The organism is Acinetobacter sp. 5862 (genome assembly GCF_024494585.1).
Classification (GTDB): domain Bacteria; phylum Pseudomonadota; class Gammaproteobacteria; order Pseudomonadales; family Moraxellaceae; genus Acinetobacter.
In genome coordinates this window covers 1-13,909 of sequence record NZ_JANHGP010000068.1, presented here as the reverse complement: position 1 = coordinate 13,909, position 13,909 = coordinate 1, and the positions used below count along the sequence as shown (strand labels likewise).

At 40.7% G+C, this 13,909-nt stretch carries 18 protein-coding genes and 3 pseudogenes; 3 read left to right on the top strand and 18 right to left on the bottom strand.

Annotated elements, in window-relative coordinates:
* Positions 1–208 (bottom strand): hypothetical protein (locus NO346_RS13860; RefSeq protein WP_256415520.1); only part of this gene is annotated, 208 nt, incomplete at its 3' end.
* Between the two features lie 13 nt (positions 209–221).
* Between NO346_RS13860 and NO346_RS13855 the strand changes: the two are divergent.
* Positions 222–494 (top strand): annotated as a pseudogene (locus tag NO346_RS13855) (integrase core domain-containing protein); the annotation flags it as partial.
* A gap of 52 nt (positions 495–546) precedes the next feature.
* Positions 547–727 (top strand): annotated as a pseudogene (locus NO346_RS13850) (hypothetical protein); the annotation flags it as partial.
* A 334-nt stretch (positions 728–1,061) separates the two neighbouring features.
* Here the strand turns inward: NO346_RS13850 and arsH are convergent.
* The 13 genes from arsH to NO346_RS13785 form a co-directional block, all read right to left on the bottom strand.
* A complete protein-coding gene (arsH, locus tag NO346_RS13845; RefSeq protein ID WP_106986394.1) occupies positions 1,062–1,766 on the bottom strand; it encodes an arsenical resistance protein ArsH in 705 nt (234 codons plus the stop codon).
* Between the two features lie 9 nt (positions 1,767–1,775).
* Positions 1,776–2,816, bottom strand: coding sequence for an ACR3 family arsenite efflux transporter (arsB, locus tag NO346_RS13840; RefSeq protein ID WP_120366219.1), 1,041 nt, complete (start codon positions 2,814–2,816; stop codon positions 1,776–1,778).
* 11 nt (positions 2,817–2,827) lie between these two features.
* A complete protein-coding gene (locus NO346_RS13835; protein ID WP_106986395.1) occupies positions 2,828–3,298 on the bottom strand; it encodes an arsenate reductase ArsC in 471 nt (156 codons plus the stop codon).
* Between the two features lie 6 nt (positions 3,299–3,304).
* Complete coding sequence (locus NO346_RS13830; protein ID WP_004988477.1) at positions 3,305–3,625, bottom strand: metalloregulator ArsR/SmtB family transcription factor; 321 nt, start codon at positions 3,623–3,625, stop codon at positions 3,305–3,307.
* Positions 3,626–3,820: 195 nt separating this feature from the next.
* Positions 3,821–4,060 (bottom strand): thioredoxin family protein, encoded by a 240-nt coding sequence (locus NO346_RS13825; RefSeq protein ID WP_004988479.1) that lies wholly within the window; start codon positions 4,058–4,060, stop codon positions 3,821–3,823.
* A gap of 18 nt (positions 4,061–4,078) precedes the next feature.
* The gene (locus NO346_RS13820; RefSeq protein ID WP_256415519.1) at positions 4,079–5,101 is read right to left on the bottom strand and encodes a permease; all 1,023 of its coding nucleotides are present in this window, start codon (positions 5,099–5,101) and stop codon (positions 4,079–4,081) included.
* 56 nt (positions 5,102–5,157) lie between these two features.
* Complete coding sequence (gene arsC / locus NO346_RS13815; protein ID WP_004988483.1) at positions 5,158–5,592, bottom strand: arsenate reductase (glutaredoxin); 435 nt, start codon at positions 5,590–5,592, stop codon at positions 5,158–5,160.
* Positions 5,593–6,001: 409 nt separating this feature from the next.
* Complete coding sequence (locus NO346_RS13810; protein ID WP_004988488.1) at positions 6,002–6,337, bottom strand: carboxymuconolactone decarboxylase family protein; 336 nt, start codon at positions 6,335–6,337, stop codon at positions 6,002–6,004.
* A 55-nt stretch (positions 6,338–6,392) separates the two neighbouring features.
* The gene (locus NO346_RS13805; protein WP_256415518.1) at positions 6,393–6,788 is read right to left on the bottom strand and encodes a rhodanese-like domain-containing protein; all 396 of its coding nucleotides are present in this window, start codon (positions 6,786–6,788) and stop codon (positions 6,393–6,395) included.
* A 100-nt stretch (positions 6,789–6,888) separates the two neighbouring features.
* Positions 6,889–7,671, bottom strand: coding sequence for a sulfite exporter TauE/SafE family protein (locus NO346_RS13800; protein ID WP_256415517.1), 783 nt, complete (start codon positions 7,669–7,671; stop codon positions 6,889–6,891).
* A gap of 66 nt (positions 7,672–7,737) precedes the next feature.
* A complete protein-coding gene (locus tag NO346_RS13795; RefSeq protein WP_004988496.1) occupies positions 7,738–8,610 on the bottom strand; it encodes an MBL fold metallo-hydrolase in 873 nt (290 codons plus the stop codon).
* 2 nt (positions 8,611–8,612) lie between these two features.
* Complete coding sequence (locus NO346_RS13790) at positions 8,613–9,029, bottom strand: DUF6691 family protein (RefSeq protein ID WP_256415516.1); 417 nt, start codon at positions 9,027–9,029, stop codon at positions 8,613–8,615.
* 1 nt (position 9,030) lies between these two features.
* Positions 9,031–9,447 (bottom strand): YeeE/YedE family protein, encoded by a 417-nt coding sequence (locus NO346_RS13785; protein ID WP_004988500.1) that lies wholly within the window; start codon positions 9,445–9,447, stop codon positions 9,031–9,033.
* 120 nt (positions 9,448–9,567) lie between these two features.
* Here NO346_RS13785 and NO346_RS13780 point away from each other — a divergent pair, with 120 nt between their 5' ends.
* Positions 9,568–9,879, top strand: a complete 312-nt coding sequence (locus NO346_RS13780) for a metalloregulator ArsR/SmtB family transcription factor (RefSeq protein ID WP_004984482.1) — start codon at positions 9,568–9,570, stop codon at positions 9,877–9,879.
* A 256-nt stretch (positions 9,880–10,135) separates the two neighbouring features.
* On the opposite strand, the gene NO346_RS13775 is transcribed toward NO346_RS13780, so the two are convergent.
* The 4 genes and pseudogenes from NO346_RS13775 to NO346_RS13760 form a co-directional block, all read right to left on the bottom strand.
* Positions 10,136–10,849 (bottom strand): ABC transporter ATP-binding protein, encoded by a 714-nt coding sequence (locus tag NO346_RS13775; protein ID WP_004988501.1) that lies wholly within the window; start codon positions 10,847–10,849, stop codon positions 10,136–10,138.
* Positions 10,842–12,065 carry an ABC transporter permease gene (locus tag NO346_RS13770; protein WP_256415515.1) on the bottom strand — a complete coding sequence of 408 codons (1,224 nt, stop codon included), beginning with the start codon at positions 12,063–12,065 and terminating at the stop codon, positions 10,842–10,844. The genes NO346_RS13775 and NO346_RS13770 overlap by 8 nt, the downstream gene beginning before the upstream one ends.
* Positions 12,062–13,288, bottom strand: a complete 1,227-nt coding sequence (locus tag NO346_RS13765; RefSeq protein WP_256415521.1) for an efflux RND transporter periplasmic adaptor subunit — start codon at positions 13,286–13,288, stop codon at positions 12,062–12,064. Before NO346_RS13765 ends, NO346_RS13770 begins: the two co-directional genes overlap by 4 nt.
* A gap of 260 nt (positions 13,289–13,548) precedes the next feature.
* Positions 13,549–13,835: pseudogene (locus NO346_RS13760) on the bottom strand (integrase core domain-containing protein); the annotation flags it as partial.
* Positions 13,836–13,909 lie beyond the last annotated feature (74 nt).

The window sequence follows — 13,909 nt, the reverse complement described above, 5'->3', positions numbered from 1 at the left end:
CAATTGCTAAGCCAGACTCTTCAATATCCAATATTTCTTGAAGTTCTGAAGCAATCTTGGATAAGAAAATCTCAAATCCAATAGGAACACTTTCCTTGTAAGCCTTATTATTGATCTCTTTTTGCTCACTCAAATACTCTTTGATATAGCTGTGCGTTGTTGTTGAATAATCTAAACGAAAAGCGAGTCGAAATAGTGATTTGATCATAAGGCAGCATTGAATAGAAGCAGCAAATTTAAGAGCATCAGTCGGTACGACTGGTGATTCATACGATAATGCTTTGGTTGAAACAGTGAATGGCTTATACAAAACAGAGGTGATTGAATATTTAAAAGCAGATTGGCAAGGTTTAGCAGATGTACAGCTTGCGACACTAAACTGGGTAGATTTGTTCAATAAAAAGCGTGTACACAGTGCACTGGGTTATGTATCACCTTTTGATTTTGAAGCAATGTACTATGATAAGATTAACCCGTTAGGTCAGGTGGCCTAACTTAAATAAAAAGTCTGCGACAAACCCGGTACGGTTCACTGAGAAAAAAGATAAAAAAATTAACAAGATCTTATTAGGCTATAAGGCGTATTATTTTTTTTATGTCTGACAGCGAATTCCATAAAGAAGTCACTAACTCTGCCCTTTCACCAAGTAAACGTAAATATAAAAACTATAAAATCAAAGTGACTCAGGACGAATATCAAATTGATTTAAAATTTAAGGAAAAATAAGCAGGATTGCTCTAATTCTCAGGTTTAAACTCTTTATTTATTGACAGCCATTATGATTAAAGCATCAAAAAAGACAATCTAGACATTAGATGACCTGTTGTACTTAAGATCGTTACCCGCCAATTCAACATCATCTGATACAATCAAAATAACGTTTCACGTATCCTGTGAACTCCTGTTTTCTGACCAAATAGCACTCCGATAGTGTCCTCTTAAAATTTATTGGACACTATCGTGGTATTAATGAGTTAGAAAAGTGGGGCTCAGCGGATGCTTACGATTAAACAAACGATCGAGCCATCCGTTACCCTGCTCACACCATGACGAATCAGCTTTAAAGATTACGCTGATTGACTCGTTTAGACAGTTCTTCAGCCGATTCTTTTCGCTCCGAATAACGGTTGGTCAAATAGGCACTCTGACCGCGAGTCAGCAAAGTAAACTTGTATAGCTCTTCCATTACATCAACAATACGATCATATAGCGATGAAGGCTTCATCCGTCCTTCCTCATCAAACTCCAAAAAGGCTTTAGGAACAGAAGACTGATTTGGAATCGTGATCATCCGCATCCAGCGCCCAAGAATTCGCATCTGGTTTACACTGTTAAAAGACTGTGATCCACCGCTCACCTGCATCAAAGCCAGTGTTTTACCCTGCGTAGCACGAATTGCTCCTGCAGCAAGTGGAATCCAATCAATCTGTGCTTTGAAGATTGAGCTCATCGAACCATGCCGCTCAGGCGAACACCAAACCATGCCTTCAGACCAAGCCAACAATTCATGCAGCTCTTTAACCTTTGGATGTTCCAGATCACCATCTTCAGGTAAAGGTAAACCTTTGGGATGAAAGATTTTAACCTCACAACCAAAACGCTCAAGAATTCGCCCAGCTTCCATCACAGCTAGGCGGCTATATGAACGCTCTCTGTTTGAGCCATATAGCAATAAGATACGTGGTGGGTGACTTAGTTCTTTAGCCTGCACTTCCGCAAAAGTTGGTGTCGGTAAAAGATCAGATTCAAGATTAGGGAGTGTCATCTTTGCCTCTTAAGAATTTGGATAATATTTTTTCTTCAGCCACAAGGATACGCTAACCAGTGCAATCAGCACGGGCACTTCAACCAATGGGCCAATAATCGTAGTAAAGGCAATTGGTGAAGCCAAACCAAAGGTAGCAATCGCAACGGCCAACGCTAACTCAAAATTGTTACCTGCTGCGGTAAATGAAATTGCGGTGGTTTTGGGATAGTCATTCCCCATCCACTTACTCATGAAAAAGCTGACAAAGAACATCACGACAAAGTAAAGCGTCAATGGAATTGCAATCCGCAACACATCCATTGGCAAACTCACTACATCACCGCCTTTCAAGCTAAACATGGCTACAATGGTGAATAACAAGGCCAATAAGCTGAGTGGACCAATTTTTGGCAGGAATCTCGTTTGATACCAGTCCAGACCTTTGGCTTTCACTAAAGATAGACGCGTCAGGAAGCCCATCAGGAATGGAATCCCCAAGTAGATAAGGACAGCATTGGCAATGGTCCAAAAATCAACATTGATGACATTCCCTTCTATCCCAAAAAATGGCGGCAGATAGGTCAGGAAGAACCAGGCATAACTGCTAAAGAACAGAATCTGAAAAATGCTGTTAAATGCGACCAATGCAGCACCGTATTGATTGTCCCCGCATGCCAGTCCATTCCAGATCAGTACCATGGCAATACAACGCGCCAAGCCAATCAGAATCAGACCTGTCATGTATTCTGGGTAATCACTCAAGAAGACTATCGCCAATACAAACATCAGCACTGGCGCAATCAGCCAGTTCTGAATCAGAGAGAGCGCTAATGTTTTTTTATCCTGAAATACTTTGGGCAAAGCTGCATAATCTACTTTGGCTAATGGTGGATACATCATCAAAATCAAACCAATCGCAATTGGCAAGTTGACTGAATTTACACTCATTGCATCCAATGCGACGGATGCTTGTGGAAATACCACCCCAATCGCAACTCCCAATGCCATAGCCACAAAAATCCATAGCGTCAGGTTACGATCCAAAAAGGATAATCCTGGTTTAGACATGATCTGCTCGCTTAAAGATGGGAAATTTGATTGATTTCAGCAATAAGCTGAGGACGGCTCATGTGTTGGGTATCTAATGCAAAAAGTGCATCTAAGCGTTTGTTGATATGTTCTACAGTACTTAAAAATGCCTGTAATTTTTCTTGTTCAGGCAAATCTAAATGTGATGGATCAGATAGACCCCAATGTGCTTTGATTGCTCCTCCTAAATACAACGGACAAGCTTCTTGTGCTGCCGCATCACACACGGTGATGACGACATCGGGCTGATACTGTTCACAGGCATCAATCGTTTTACTCGACAAACCTTCGGTAGACAAACCCAGGTTCTGTAAAGTCTGAATGGTTAACGGATGAACTTGGCCAGAAGGTTTACTTCCAGCGCTATAAGCTACCCAACCTTCAGGCGCTCGACTATTAAACAGAACTTCAGAAAGAATACTGCGACAACTGTTACCCGTGCACAGAAACAAAAATTTCATGAAAACTTACTCGCAATGGCTCTGAATCGATAGAGCTGAGGGATCAAATAACACGGGAACATTGCTACGTTTAAGTGTATTCAGAATTTCAAAGCACCATTCAGGTAGTTGTGGGTTAAGACTGTAATACACCCACTGCTTTTGCCGACGGTCATTCAGCAAACCACTTGATCTTAACAGGGCTAAATGCCGTGAAATTTTTGGTTGGCTTAACTGGAGTTTATCTGTCAAATCACAAACACATTGCTCTTCGTTTTCTGCGATAAGCATGACAATACTGAGACGTGTTTCATCAGATAAACATTTAAAAAACTGAACGTGGTCCATAACTGCTCCCATTCTATTATGCAAATATACACATATCCATATATTCAGTAAAGAGTACTCATTATAAATGTATACCCATATCCGTATATGCTTGCCAGAAAGGGAAAAATTTACAACTTCTTAACATCTCAAGACACAAATAAAAAAGACCCGTGGCTTATGCCACAGGTCTTTTTTACAGTTTTCCACATACACTTATTTATTTTTTTCAATCAACTCCACAATGGCTTGTGGTTCCAAAACTTTGCCACTTGAAACGATTTGATTATCTATGATCAGACCTGGCGTACTTAACAACCCTGTTTCAGCAATTTGCATCATATCAGTTACATATTCAATTTCTGCCTGAACACCCGTACTTTTTACTGCTTCTTCAGTTGCAGCCAATAAGGCTTTGCATTTACGACAACCTGTTCCTAAAACTTTAATTTGCATCTTTATTCTCCACACTTTTTATAAAAACCAATAACCCAAATTATTCAGGCTATAACCAACAATCAAGATTCCCACAAAAACGATCCCTACAAACAGGCTCAATAAACGGGTTTTCACCACTTGTTTTAACAAGATTAGCGATGGCAGAGAAAGTGCGGTGACCGCCATCATAAACGCTAAAACCGTCCCCAAGCCAACGCCTTTAGTCACAAGTGCTTCTGCAATCGGCAAGGTGCCAAAGATATCCGCATACATTGGCATTCCGACAATCGTGGCAATCAGTACGGAATACCAGTGTTCCTGACCAAGTAAGGCAGTAATCCACTGCTCAGGAATCCAGTTATGAATTGCCGCACCAATCCCGACACCTATCAAGACATAAAGCCAGACCTTACTAAAAATGTTTGTCACCTGTTCCCAAGCAAATGTACGCCGCTCTTTTGCAGTCATGCTGAAATCTTCATCGTCACCTGAGATTGTTTGATGATGAGTCACAAATTCAGCCACATACTTTTCCATTTTCAAGTAGCTGATTAATGACCCGCCGATGACTGCCAGCACTAATCCAAGTAACACATAGACCAATGCAATTTTCCAGTTAAAGATACTCGCCAATAAAATAATGGAAGCCAAGTCAACAAGTGGTGATGAAATCAGAAAGGAAAAAGTGACGCCTACCGGAAGTCCTGCACGGGTAAAACCAATAAACAACGGAATCGAAGAACATGAACAAAATGGCGTAATAGTACCGAGTAATGCCCCCATGATATTGGCTTTGATTCCTGTCATCCGACCTAAAATCAGCCGAGTACGTTCTGGAGGGAAATAGCTTTGAATATAAGATAATGTATAGATCAACACTGAAAGCAGAATAAAGATCTTGAATACATCATAAATAAAGAAATGGACACTACCACCCAATCGGGTTGCAACGGATAAACCAAATAAATTTTCAACGAACCAGCGCACACCATCCGAGAGCCAGGTCATTTTAAGTAGAACATCATTTAACCAAGCAAAAATTGCGACAATGTTCTCCATTTAGATCTCCTGCTCTACACTGATACAAAGTCCAACAGCGTTATGGGTTTCACCTTTTATTTTAAGCGTCTGCCTTGCTCATCAATGATGACTTCACCATCTTCTTTAGCGAAAGCTTTTAATTGCGGCAAAGGTAGAATATCTAGCACTACTTCAGATGGGCGACATAAACGAGTGCCCAAATCTGTCACGACCAAAGGACGGTTAATCAGGATGGGATGTTCAAGCATAGCATCAAGCAATTGCTCATTTGTCCAGTTCGCATCGTCTAAATTAAGTTCAGTATAAGCATCTACATTTTTGCGTAACACATCACGAACACTTAAACCAGAGTCCTGAATCATTTTAATCAGCTGATCTTTTGATGGTGGCGTAATCAGATATTCAATTACTTCTGGTTCGATCCCCGTGTTGCGAATAAGCGCCAAAGTGTTACGAGACGTGCCACAGGCAGGATTATGGTAGATTTGAACTTTTGGCATTTGATCCATGAGTATAATCTCTTAAACAGACAGCCTTTTATATATGAATATTCGAATATACGCAATATGGAATATATGATTAACTACAAGTACCAATAAATAAGAAAAGCTCCTGAATCAATCAAAAACCTCCCATTTAGGTATTTCTGAAACGGTGTCAATTAAATTAAGAAGCTAAAGCTTCTTTTCTGATTCTCAACTCACATTAGGAACATCCCTCATCTAACAAACTGCTCCTAGTCAAATAAAGGATATTCCTCCCCTCACCCTCTGCTATAGCAAGAGTTTTTCCCACAATTGGAACCTGATCTGCTATCTGTTGAATAAAATGATTGGGCGAAATGCCATACAGATCCTGTGTTTGCGAATAAAGATTATCCCAGTGCTGATTCATATCGTTTCCCAATGATTGAAAAAATTAAGCTGTGAATTCTTTAAATGCTTCCAATGCATTAGCGGCATACATCAATGAAGGACCGCCCCCCATATAAACTGCAACACCAAGCACTTCCTCTAATTCTTGCAATGTCATTCCCATTTTGACTAGGGTTCTGACATGAAAACCTATACATCCATCACATCGTGCTGCAACACCAATCGCTAAGGCAATCAGTTCTTTTGTTTTAGGATCAATAACACCATCTCGCATTGCAACTTGTGACAATTGATTAAAACTTTTCATTAAATCAGGAGAATCCTGCGCTAATGTCTTTAAACTGCCTGAAATATTTTGAGTTAATTCTTTGTACTTCATGATTTTCTCACTTGAATGTCCATAAACTTAAGTTAGACTTAAAATAGAAATCTAGTTATTTCTCTACTGGATAACCCTGCTCTAGCCATGCTTGGAATCCACCCTGAACAGATTTCACCTGAGTAAATCCCATATTCTGTAAAGTATCTGTAGCCAGAGCTGATCGGCCACCCGTCCCACAAATCAAATAAATCGGCTGATCTTTAAGATATTCTAGTGCTTGCAAGGTATCGCAATGATGGCTCGCCACAGGATGCTGGTGAATTCTCATTTCTAAAACACCACGAGGATAATTCACGGCTCGGTCTATCGCTGCCGCCTGAAATTCATCCGGTTCCCGAACATCAATCAAAATGGTTTTATGGTTTTTCATGACTTCAAGTAAGCCGTCTACCGTCACTTCTTGAATTCGGTTTTTTGCCATTGAAATTAATTGTTCTGCTGTTTTCATTACTCTTTACCTCTTCCGATCTTTAGAAATCTGGTCTCTGATTAAATATTCATGTCTTTAAAATGCAGTTTTTAAATTTGGCTCTAATCTCTTGCTTGTATTAAGTTATGATGACTGTAGAAATTAAATAAAATGCTACGCTTATAACAGTTATGGCAAAAACCTTTTGGATTTGACTATTCTTAACTAAAGGCATCAAACTTCGACCAATCAACATCCCAGCCATGCAAGCTAAAACGAAAGTCAGCGTGACCGAAACGGGGTATTGAAAACCATCAAAAATATGAGCTGAAATGCTGACACCACCTATCAGGAAAATAATCATCAACGAGGTCGCAACAATACTGCGCATGTCAAGATCAGTTACTTTACTCAGTACTGGAACAATCACGAATCCCCCACCTACCCCAAGCAAACCAGTCAATAAACCTGCCACGACACCAATGGCACCGAGAGACAATGCAGTTTTCATGTTCCAAATCAGACGACCAGTTGTTTGGTTAACTTTACACAGCACACCTGTATGGTCATTCACTTTTTTAAAAAAAATCCGGTAAGCAACCACGAGCATGACTAAACTGAATGCTAAGGTAAGCCATACAGGAGAAATTATTCCTCCCAGATGCACACCATAACGTGCTGAAGGAATGCTAATCAGTGCAATCCAAAGCGCAGCCCGATAGCGTACTATCTTCTTAAATAAGCCTTCAAATGTTCCAACCAAGGCAGATAAAGTGACTGCAAGCAAGCCAACAGGTGCAGCTTGTGCGACCGTCCATCCTTGACTTGCCATCAGTGCGGGTACGGCCAGAATGCCACCACCAGCACCGGTTAACCCAAGCAAACCACCGATGGCCAGTCCTTCAAGTATTAGCATCCACATCGCTAGTGCCCCCCCTCTATTACCAAACCAATTAAACAAAACTTGTTGTTTAATCTTAAAATTTGCCTATTTGAAGTAATTCAGTGGAAGTTTTAAATAAGAAACACCATTCTCTTCGGGTTCAGGGAATTGTCCTGCTTTCATATTGATCTGTATCGAAGGTAAAATCAGTTTGGGCATACTTAAACCCGCATCGCGCTTATTACGCATTTCAACAAAATCATCTTTGGTCGTGCCGTCGTGAATATGGATATTCTGATTTTTTTGAGTCTGAATATCCGTTTCACACATATAGGTATCGCGCTTTTCTGGCAAATAATCATGGCAGAGAAATACACGTGTTTTCTCAGGCAGTTGATACAAACTTTGTATTGAATCAAAAAGGATTGATGCGCTTCCCTTCGGGAAATCACAGCGCGCTGTTCCATAATCTGGCATGAATAAGGTATCACCCACAAACACGGCATCACCCATGACATAACTCAGGCAAGCAGGCGTATGTCCCGGTGTTGGAATGTTATAGGCTTTCAATGTTCCGATTTGGAACGACTCATGATCTTCAAATAAATAATCAAAGAGCTGCTGGGCATTCCATTGTTTAATATCCAGATGATAAATCGCACCAAAGGTTTCCTGTACAATGCCAATTTTCTGGCTCATAGCAATCTTGCCACCTAACTCAGCTTTGAGATATTGTGCAGCAGTCAGATGATCAGCATGTACATGGGTTTCGAGAATCCACTCAACCGTTAAACCCTGCTCTTTAATATAGGCAATAATTTTATCGGCATGAATAGTGGATGTACTTGCTGATGCCGGATCATAATCCAGAACGCTATCAATAATGGCGCAGGCTTTGGTCGCCGGATCACGTACAACATAACTGAAGGTATTGGTATCTTCGTGAAAAAAATCTTTTACTATAGGTAAGTTTGACATCGTTAAGCTCCTGACCATTTACGGTGAATCCATATACCCAGCAGCATTGCTACAATAAAATAGAGCACTTGATAGTGGCCCAAACCGATCAAGGTGAAACTTGGTGCCGGACAGATGCCGGCAATACCCCAACCTGCACCAAATAAAACCGCACCCGTCATCAGTTTCTTGTCTATCTGATTATTTATGGGTAAATCAATAGATTCATTGAAGACCGTTTTTGGTTGTGCTGCACGTACTGCTTTCTGGAAAGGAATAAAGGCCACCGCAATCGCGCCCATCATCACAAAGGCCAGGCTGGCATCCCAATTACCAAACAGATCCAGAAAGTCGAGTACTTTTTCCGGATTAGACATGCCTGATACCATCAGCCCCACAGAGAACAGTGCACCAAATAAAAAGGCAAACACATTTTTCATTTTAGAATGCTCCTGTGATATGACGGATAGTATAAACGGTGACAAAACCTGTAAACATAAAAGTCATGGTCGCGATGATAGAACGCTTAGACAGGCGACTGATGCCACAAATTCCATGACCACTGGTACAACCCGAACCCAGACGTGTCCCAAAACCCACCAGTAGACCTGCCACAATCATCATCAGTGGGCTGGCATTCAATTCGATTTCAGGTTGTACAAATAGACCATAAATAAACGGTGTGAGAATCAAGCCTGATAAAAACCAGATTGCAGGTGTTTTAAACATGGATTTTGAGTTTAATACTTGCCCAATCAAACCACTGATTCCTGCAATACGGCCATTGACGTAAAGATAGCCAACCACGGAAAGCCCGAGCATTAAGCCGCCAATAAATGCGATGAGGAAGTCATGCATGATGAATCAATCTCTATACAATATACTTTTTTATATTATATAATAAAAAATATTAATCAAGCAGTTTTATGGTAAATTATGTAAACTGCACGGGCTACATCAAAAGTTGTGAGGACATTTATGGATATGATTGCTGAAAATGCCAAAATTGATTTTTCTCAAGTCGATTTCGTCAGCCAATGCCTGAAAGTTTTAGCCAATCCTGATCGCCTGAAAATCTTATGTGTCCTGGTGGATGGGGAAATGAATGTTCAGGAAATTGAAGAATCCACTGACATTCATCAACCTACACTTTCACAACAACTGACTGTCCTACGTAAGGCTGACATGGTCAGCACACGACGTGAGGGTAAACAGATTTTCTATCGTCTGAGTGATCCCAAGGTCTTAAGTTTGATGCAAAAGCTGTACGAGCTGTATTGTGCGAATTAATCCGCTTAGTACAGCCAAAAAGAAATGATCAGAAGCAGTAAACCTTTGTTTTTTTAATACTCTTAATATGGAAAAATCTTGTACTCATTTTTTCTCTAGATTAGATTTAGTGAACTAAATCTGAAAAATATTTTATTCAAATTACACAGGGTTATAATTTATCGATTTACAAGTTTGTTCTTATATCGTGCTAGAATTTTGATGTCTACTCAATGTTTTGAACTGCTTTTACCAGAAGAGTGATCTACATTCCGGCTCATTCCATCTCGTGTTTGGAATCACTCTGAATTCTCCCATCCACCAAATTAATGGTTCGATCACAGGTCGCCGATAATCTAGGATCATGAGTCACCAATAAGACTGCACAGTCATGTTCGCGATGTACTTTACGAAATAATTCAAACATTTCCGCAGCAGTTTGAGTATCCAGATTACCTGTCGGTTCATCGGCCAACAATAGTGCAGGCTGAGTAATCAGTGAACGTGCAATCGCTACGCGTTGCTGCTGCCCTCCAGAAAGCTCATTGGGTTTACGGTCAGCGAACTTATCTAACCCTACAGCGGCCAATAATTCATGGGCATATTGCAACGCAGATTGATCTGGCTTACCTTGCTTCAGCATTAATGGCATGAGTACATTATGTAAGGCAGTAAAAGCCTGTATAAGATGATGGAACTGAAACACAAAACCTATACTATTGCCTCGTAATGCTGTCCGAGCCGTATCATCCATACGGCTTGTAGCCTGCCCCAACAAGTACAACTCACCACGACTAGGCTGATCTAATAAGCCGAGAATATTCAGTAAAGTACTTTTGCCTGAACCAGAAGGACCAATTAATGCAGCAAAGTCATTCCGTTGAATACACAGGTCAATTCCATGTAATACCTCCACTTCATTAGGCTGCCCAACATTGTAAGACTTTCGCAATGCTTCTAAACGCAGTACTTCCTGAGATGGATCAAACATGACGAATTGCCTCCACAGGATCAAGTGCAGCAGCCCGACGGGATGGTATTGCAGCAGCCAAAATACCTGTCACTGTCGCCAAGAATAATGCCGACAAGATAAGCTTGATTGAAATCGAAATATAAAACAAGCCGGGACCAAACTGATTAAATCCCCAGATCAAACCATAACTGACTACACTACCAAGCATCGAACCAAGCAGACCAAAAATTGCTCCCTGAAACAAGAAAACTCTTAAAATTTGTGCTTGTGTCGCCCCCGTCGCACGTAAAATACCGATTTCCCGAGTCCGTTGCACCACACTCACCGACATCACACTGGCAATGCCAAAAGCGACTGAAATCCCTACAAAAACAATAATCATGTTGGTCGAAAGACTTTGAGCGGTAATCGCATTCATTAATTGAGCATTGGTTTCAATCCAGCTTTCTGCTTTTAATCCTGTCAGGCGTCCAACTTGTGAGGCAATTTGATCCGCCTGAAAAATATCCTGAATCGTCAGATCAATCACGGTCACGCCACCTGGCAAATTAAGTAAAGATTGCGCCTGTTTCAAATCCAGATAGACATAGCGCGCATCCAATTCACGCACGCCCAGTTCAAATATTCCAGAGATATTCACCACTGCATTTTTCTGTTGCCCAGTATCTAACCTTAATTTGCTCCCGACTTGCACACCCAAATCTTTGGCCAATTGACGCCCAATTAATACATTATCCGCACTGACCCGTAATTCACCACTCACCATATATTGCTTTAACGGAATAATTTGTTGATAACGTTCAAGATTGATACCAACCAAAGCAACCGATTGAATCGCCTCTCCACGCTGTACAAATGCAGGACCAGAGATCACAGGAGAAACCGCCGTCAACACGGGCAACTGATCTAAAGTCTCAGTAATCTGCTGCCAATTATTAATAGAGCGTAAGCGTTGCGCACGCTGATCTTCTTGTAACAACTGAAGTGTTCCTGCTGCTGGTGGCACAATGTGATTCACCTCATCTGGTGAAAGCAAACGAATATGCGCCTGCGTCCCTAAAGTCCTTTCTACAATATTCGATTGTAAGCCCTGAATTAAGGCGCTAATGAACACAATGACCGCTACCCCCACCGCGACGCCAATGGTAATCATCATCGACTGTGTGCGACCCTCTCGCAAAAAACTGATTGCGATGGTCCACTCGGTCCAAAGTCGCCTAAAAAAGTTTTTCAATCGAATTTCACCGGTAATTCATTTTTGCTATTTTTCTGATCCGTTTGACTCTGGAAAACACGTTTAGTTTTCTCTATTCGGACACGAGTTCCATCTTTAAGCACTGATTCTGCATCGGTAAGGACGTGATCACCTTCTTTCACTCCAGCTACAACTTCAGACATAACCAAACCACGTAAACCCAGTGTGATAGGATGACGTTGAATTTTTCTATCTCTTACTAAAATAACCATAGCCTTGTTGCCACTTATACTGCTTAAAGCATCATTTGGAATGACCAAGGTTCGCTCGCGCTTGTTGGTTTCAACATTTACCGATACCGTCATGTCTTGACGCAGAAAACCTGGGACTGGATCAACTGTTAATCGGACGTCTACTGTGCCACGTTGAGCATCAATACTTGGAGCAATAAAATTAATATGGGCAGGAAAAGATTGATTTGGATAGGCATCTGCAATCACTGCGGCTTTTTGTTGTAAAGCCAGCAGTGGTAAATTTCGTTCATCAAATGGCACTCGTATTTCAGTCGCACCATCCAGTGCAATAGTGAAGAGAGTCTGACTCGGTTGTACCAGATCCCCTGGCTCAACATTACGCGTTAAAATAATACCTGAAACTTCTGCACGAATTTTGGTCTTGGCAAGTTGCGCTTGTAGTGCAGCGAGTCGTTCGCGTAATTTTGTCTCTTCAACTTTATTTGGGGCAAGTGAAGCAACTTTTAATCGAGCTGATTCCAAATTATTACGGGCGAGTCTTTCTGCCTCTATCGATTTCTCCCTTTCCTCTGCTGATAATATTCCTGATTCGGTATTTCGTCTGCGTAACGCCTCTCTTTGAGCCTGTTCTAATTGTACTTTGGCATTCGCTAAATCAACTTCTGCTTGCGGGCGTCTAGTGGTTTCGAGTTCTTTTAATTCAGCTTCTGCCTGCCGCACTTGCGCTGAAATTTCATCAGATTTCAGTACTAAAAGAACATCCCCTCGAGAGACCCGATCTCCCTCTTGAACCAAGCGCTCAAGAACAACCCCTGTAATTTCACTACCAATCTGAGTCCGAGATACTTTCTCTACCCGTCCTGAAGCAACAACTGTCTGAATCAATGGACTAGATACGACTTCATAACTAGGTAACAATGGTCCTTGCCACCAGCGATATGTAGCAAAACTGACAGCTAAAACCAGTAGTATGATCATGATCCAAGGCTTATAACGGGTAACAAGCAATTCCATTCTCCAAGCCAGATTAAAGAAAAGTTTTTGAATTGAATAATTAATGTCTAGTTAAATATATATGAAAATTTAGTTACAACACACCAAATTAAAAAAGCACACCATTTTTATTAAATTATTTTCTCTTACTGTTATAGTTTTTTCATAATTTTGATTAAAAAAACAAACAAAAAATAAACCTATATTTCTATATAGAGGTGGTCCCACTTATTTGAACAACTAAAAGCGTATTTATAAGTGATATTCCGCTCTAGTTAAGCCACCTTGTTTTGTTGGGGGAGCTGATCATAGTAAAACTCATTTAGCCTTGCGAAGCAGTGCTTCTCATGTCTAGACTCGAATGAGGTCGTTTCAAATTATAAAACTCAAAATATGCACTCAATTGCTTTTTCGCATCTGTGACACTGCTATAAGCTTTGAGATACACCTCTTCATATTTAACGCTCCGCCATAATCGTTCAACCATTACATTATCTACCCATCGACCTTTACCATCCATACTGATTTGAATGCCATTTGATTTCAATACATCAATAAATAGACTTCCGTCATAAATCAAAAAACGTACAATTTATTTGATCTTAAATTAATCAGCAAAATTATTTAATTCAAGAG

Coding starts and splice junctions, on each gene's coding strand:
- arsH (WP_106986394.1), bottom strand. CDS start 1,766: ATGACACTCCCTAATCTTGAATCTGATCTTTTACCGACACCAACTTTT.
- arsB (WP_120366219.1), bottom strand. CDS start 2,816: ATGTCTAAACCAGGATTATCCTTTTTGGATCGTAACCTGACGCTATGG.
- NO346_RS13835 (WP_106986395.1), bottom strand. CDS start 3,298: ATGAAATTTTTGTTTCTGTGCACGGGTAACAGTTGTCGCAGTATTCTT.
- NO346_RS13830 (WP_004988477.1), bottom strand. CDS start 3,625: ATGGACCACGTTCAGTTTTTTAAATGTTTATCTGATGAAACACGTCTC.
- NO346_RS13825 (WP_004988479.1), bottom strand. CDS start 4,060: ATGCAAATTAAAGTTTTAGGAACAGGTTGTCGTAAATGCAAAGCCTTA.
- NO346_RS13820 (WP_256415519.1), bottom strand. CDS start 5,101: ATGGAGAACATTGTCGCAATTTTTGCTTGGTTAAATGATGTTCTACTT.
- arsC (WP_004988483.1), bottom strand. CDS start 5,592: ATGGATCAAATGCCAAAAGTTCAAATCTACCATAATCCTGCCTGTGGC.
- NO346_RS13810 (WP_004988488.1), bottom strand. CDS start 6,337: ATGAAGTACAAAGAATTAACTCAAAATATTTCAGGCAGTTTAAAGACA.
- NO346_RS13805 (WP_256415518.1), bottom strand. CDS start 6,788: ATGAAAACAGCAGAACAATTAATTTCAATGGCAAAAAACCGAATTCAA.
- NO346_RS13800 (WP_256415517.1), bottom strand. CDS start 7,671: ATGTGGATGCTAATACTTGAAGGACTGGCCATCGGTGGTTTGCTTGGG.
- NO346_RS13795 (WP_004988496.1), bottom strand. CDS start 8,610: ATGTCAAACTTACCTATAGTAAAAGATTTTTTTCACGAAGATACCAAT.
- NO346_RS13790 (WP_256415516.1), bottom strand. CDS start 9,029: ATGAAAAATGTGTTTGCCTTTTTATTTGGTGCACTGTTCTCTGTGGGG.
- NO346_RS13785 (WP_004988500.1), bottom strand. CDS start 9,447: ATGCATGACTTCCTCATCGCATTTATTGGCGGCTTAATGCTCGGGCTT.
- NO346_RS13780 (WP_004984482.1), top strand. CDS start 9,568: ATGGATATGATTGCTGAAAATGCCAAAATTGATTTTTCTCAAGTCGAT.
- NO346_RS13775 (WP_004988501.1), bottom strand. CDS start 10,849: ATGTTTGATCCATCTCAGGAAGTACTGCGTTTAGAAGCATTGCGAAAG.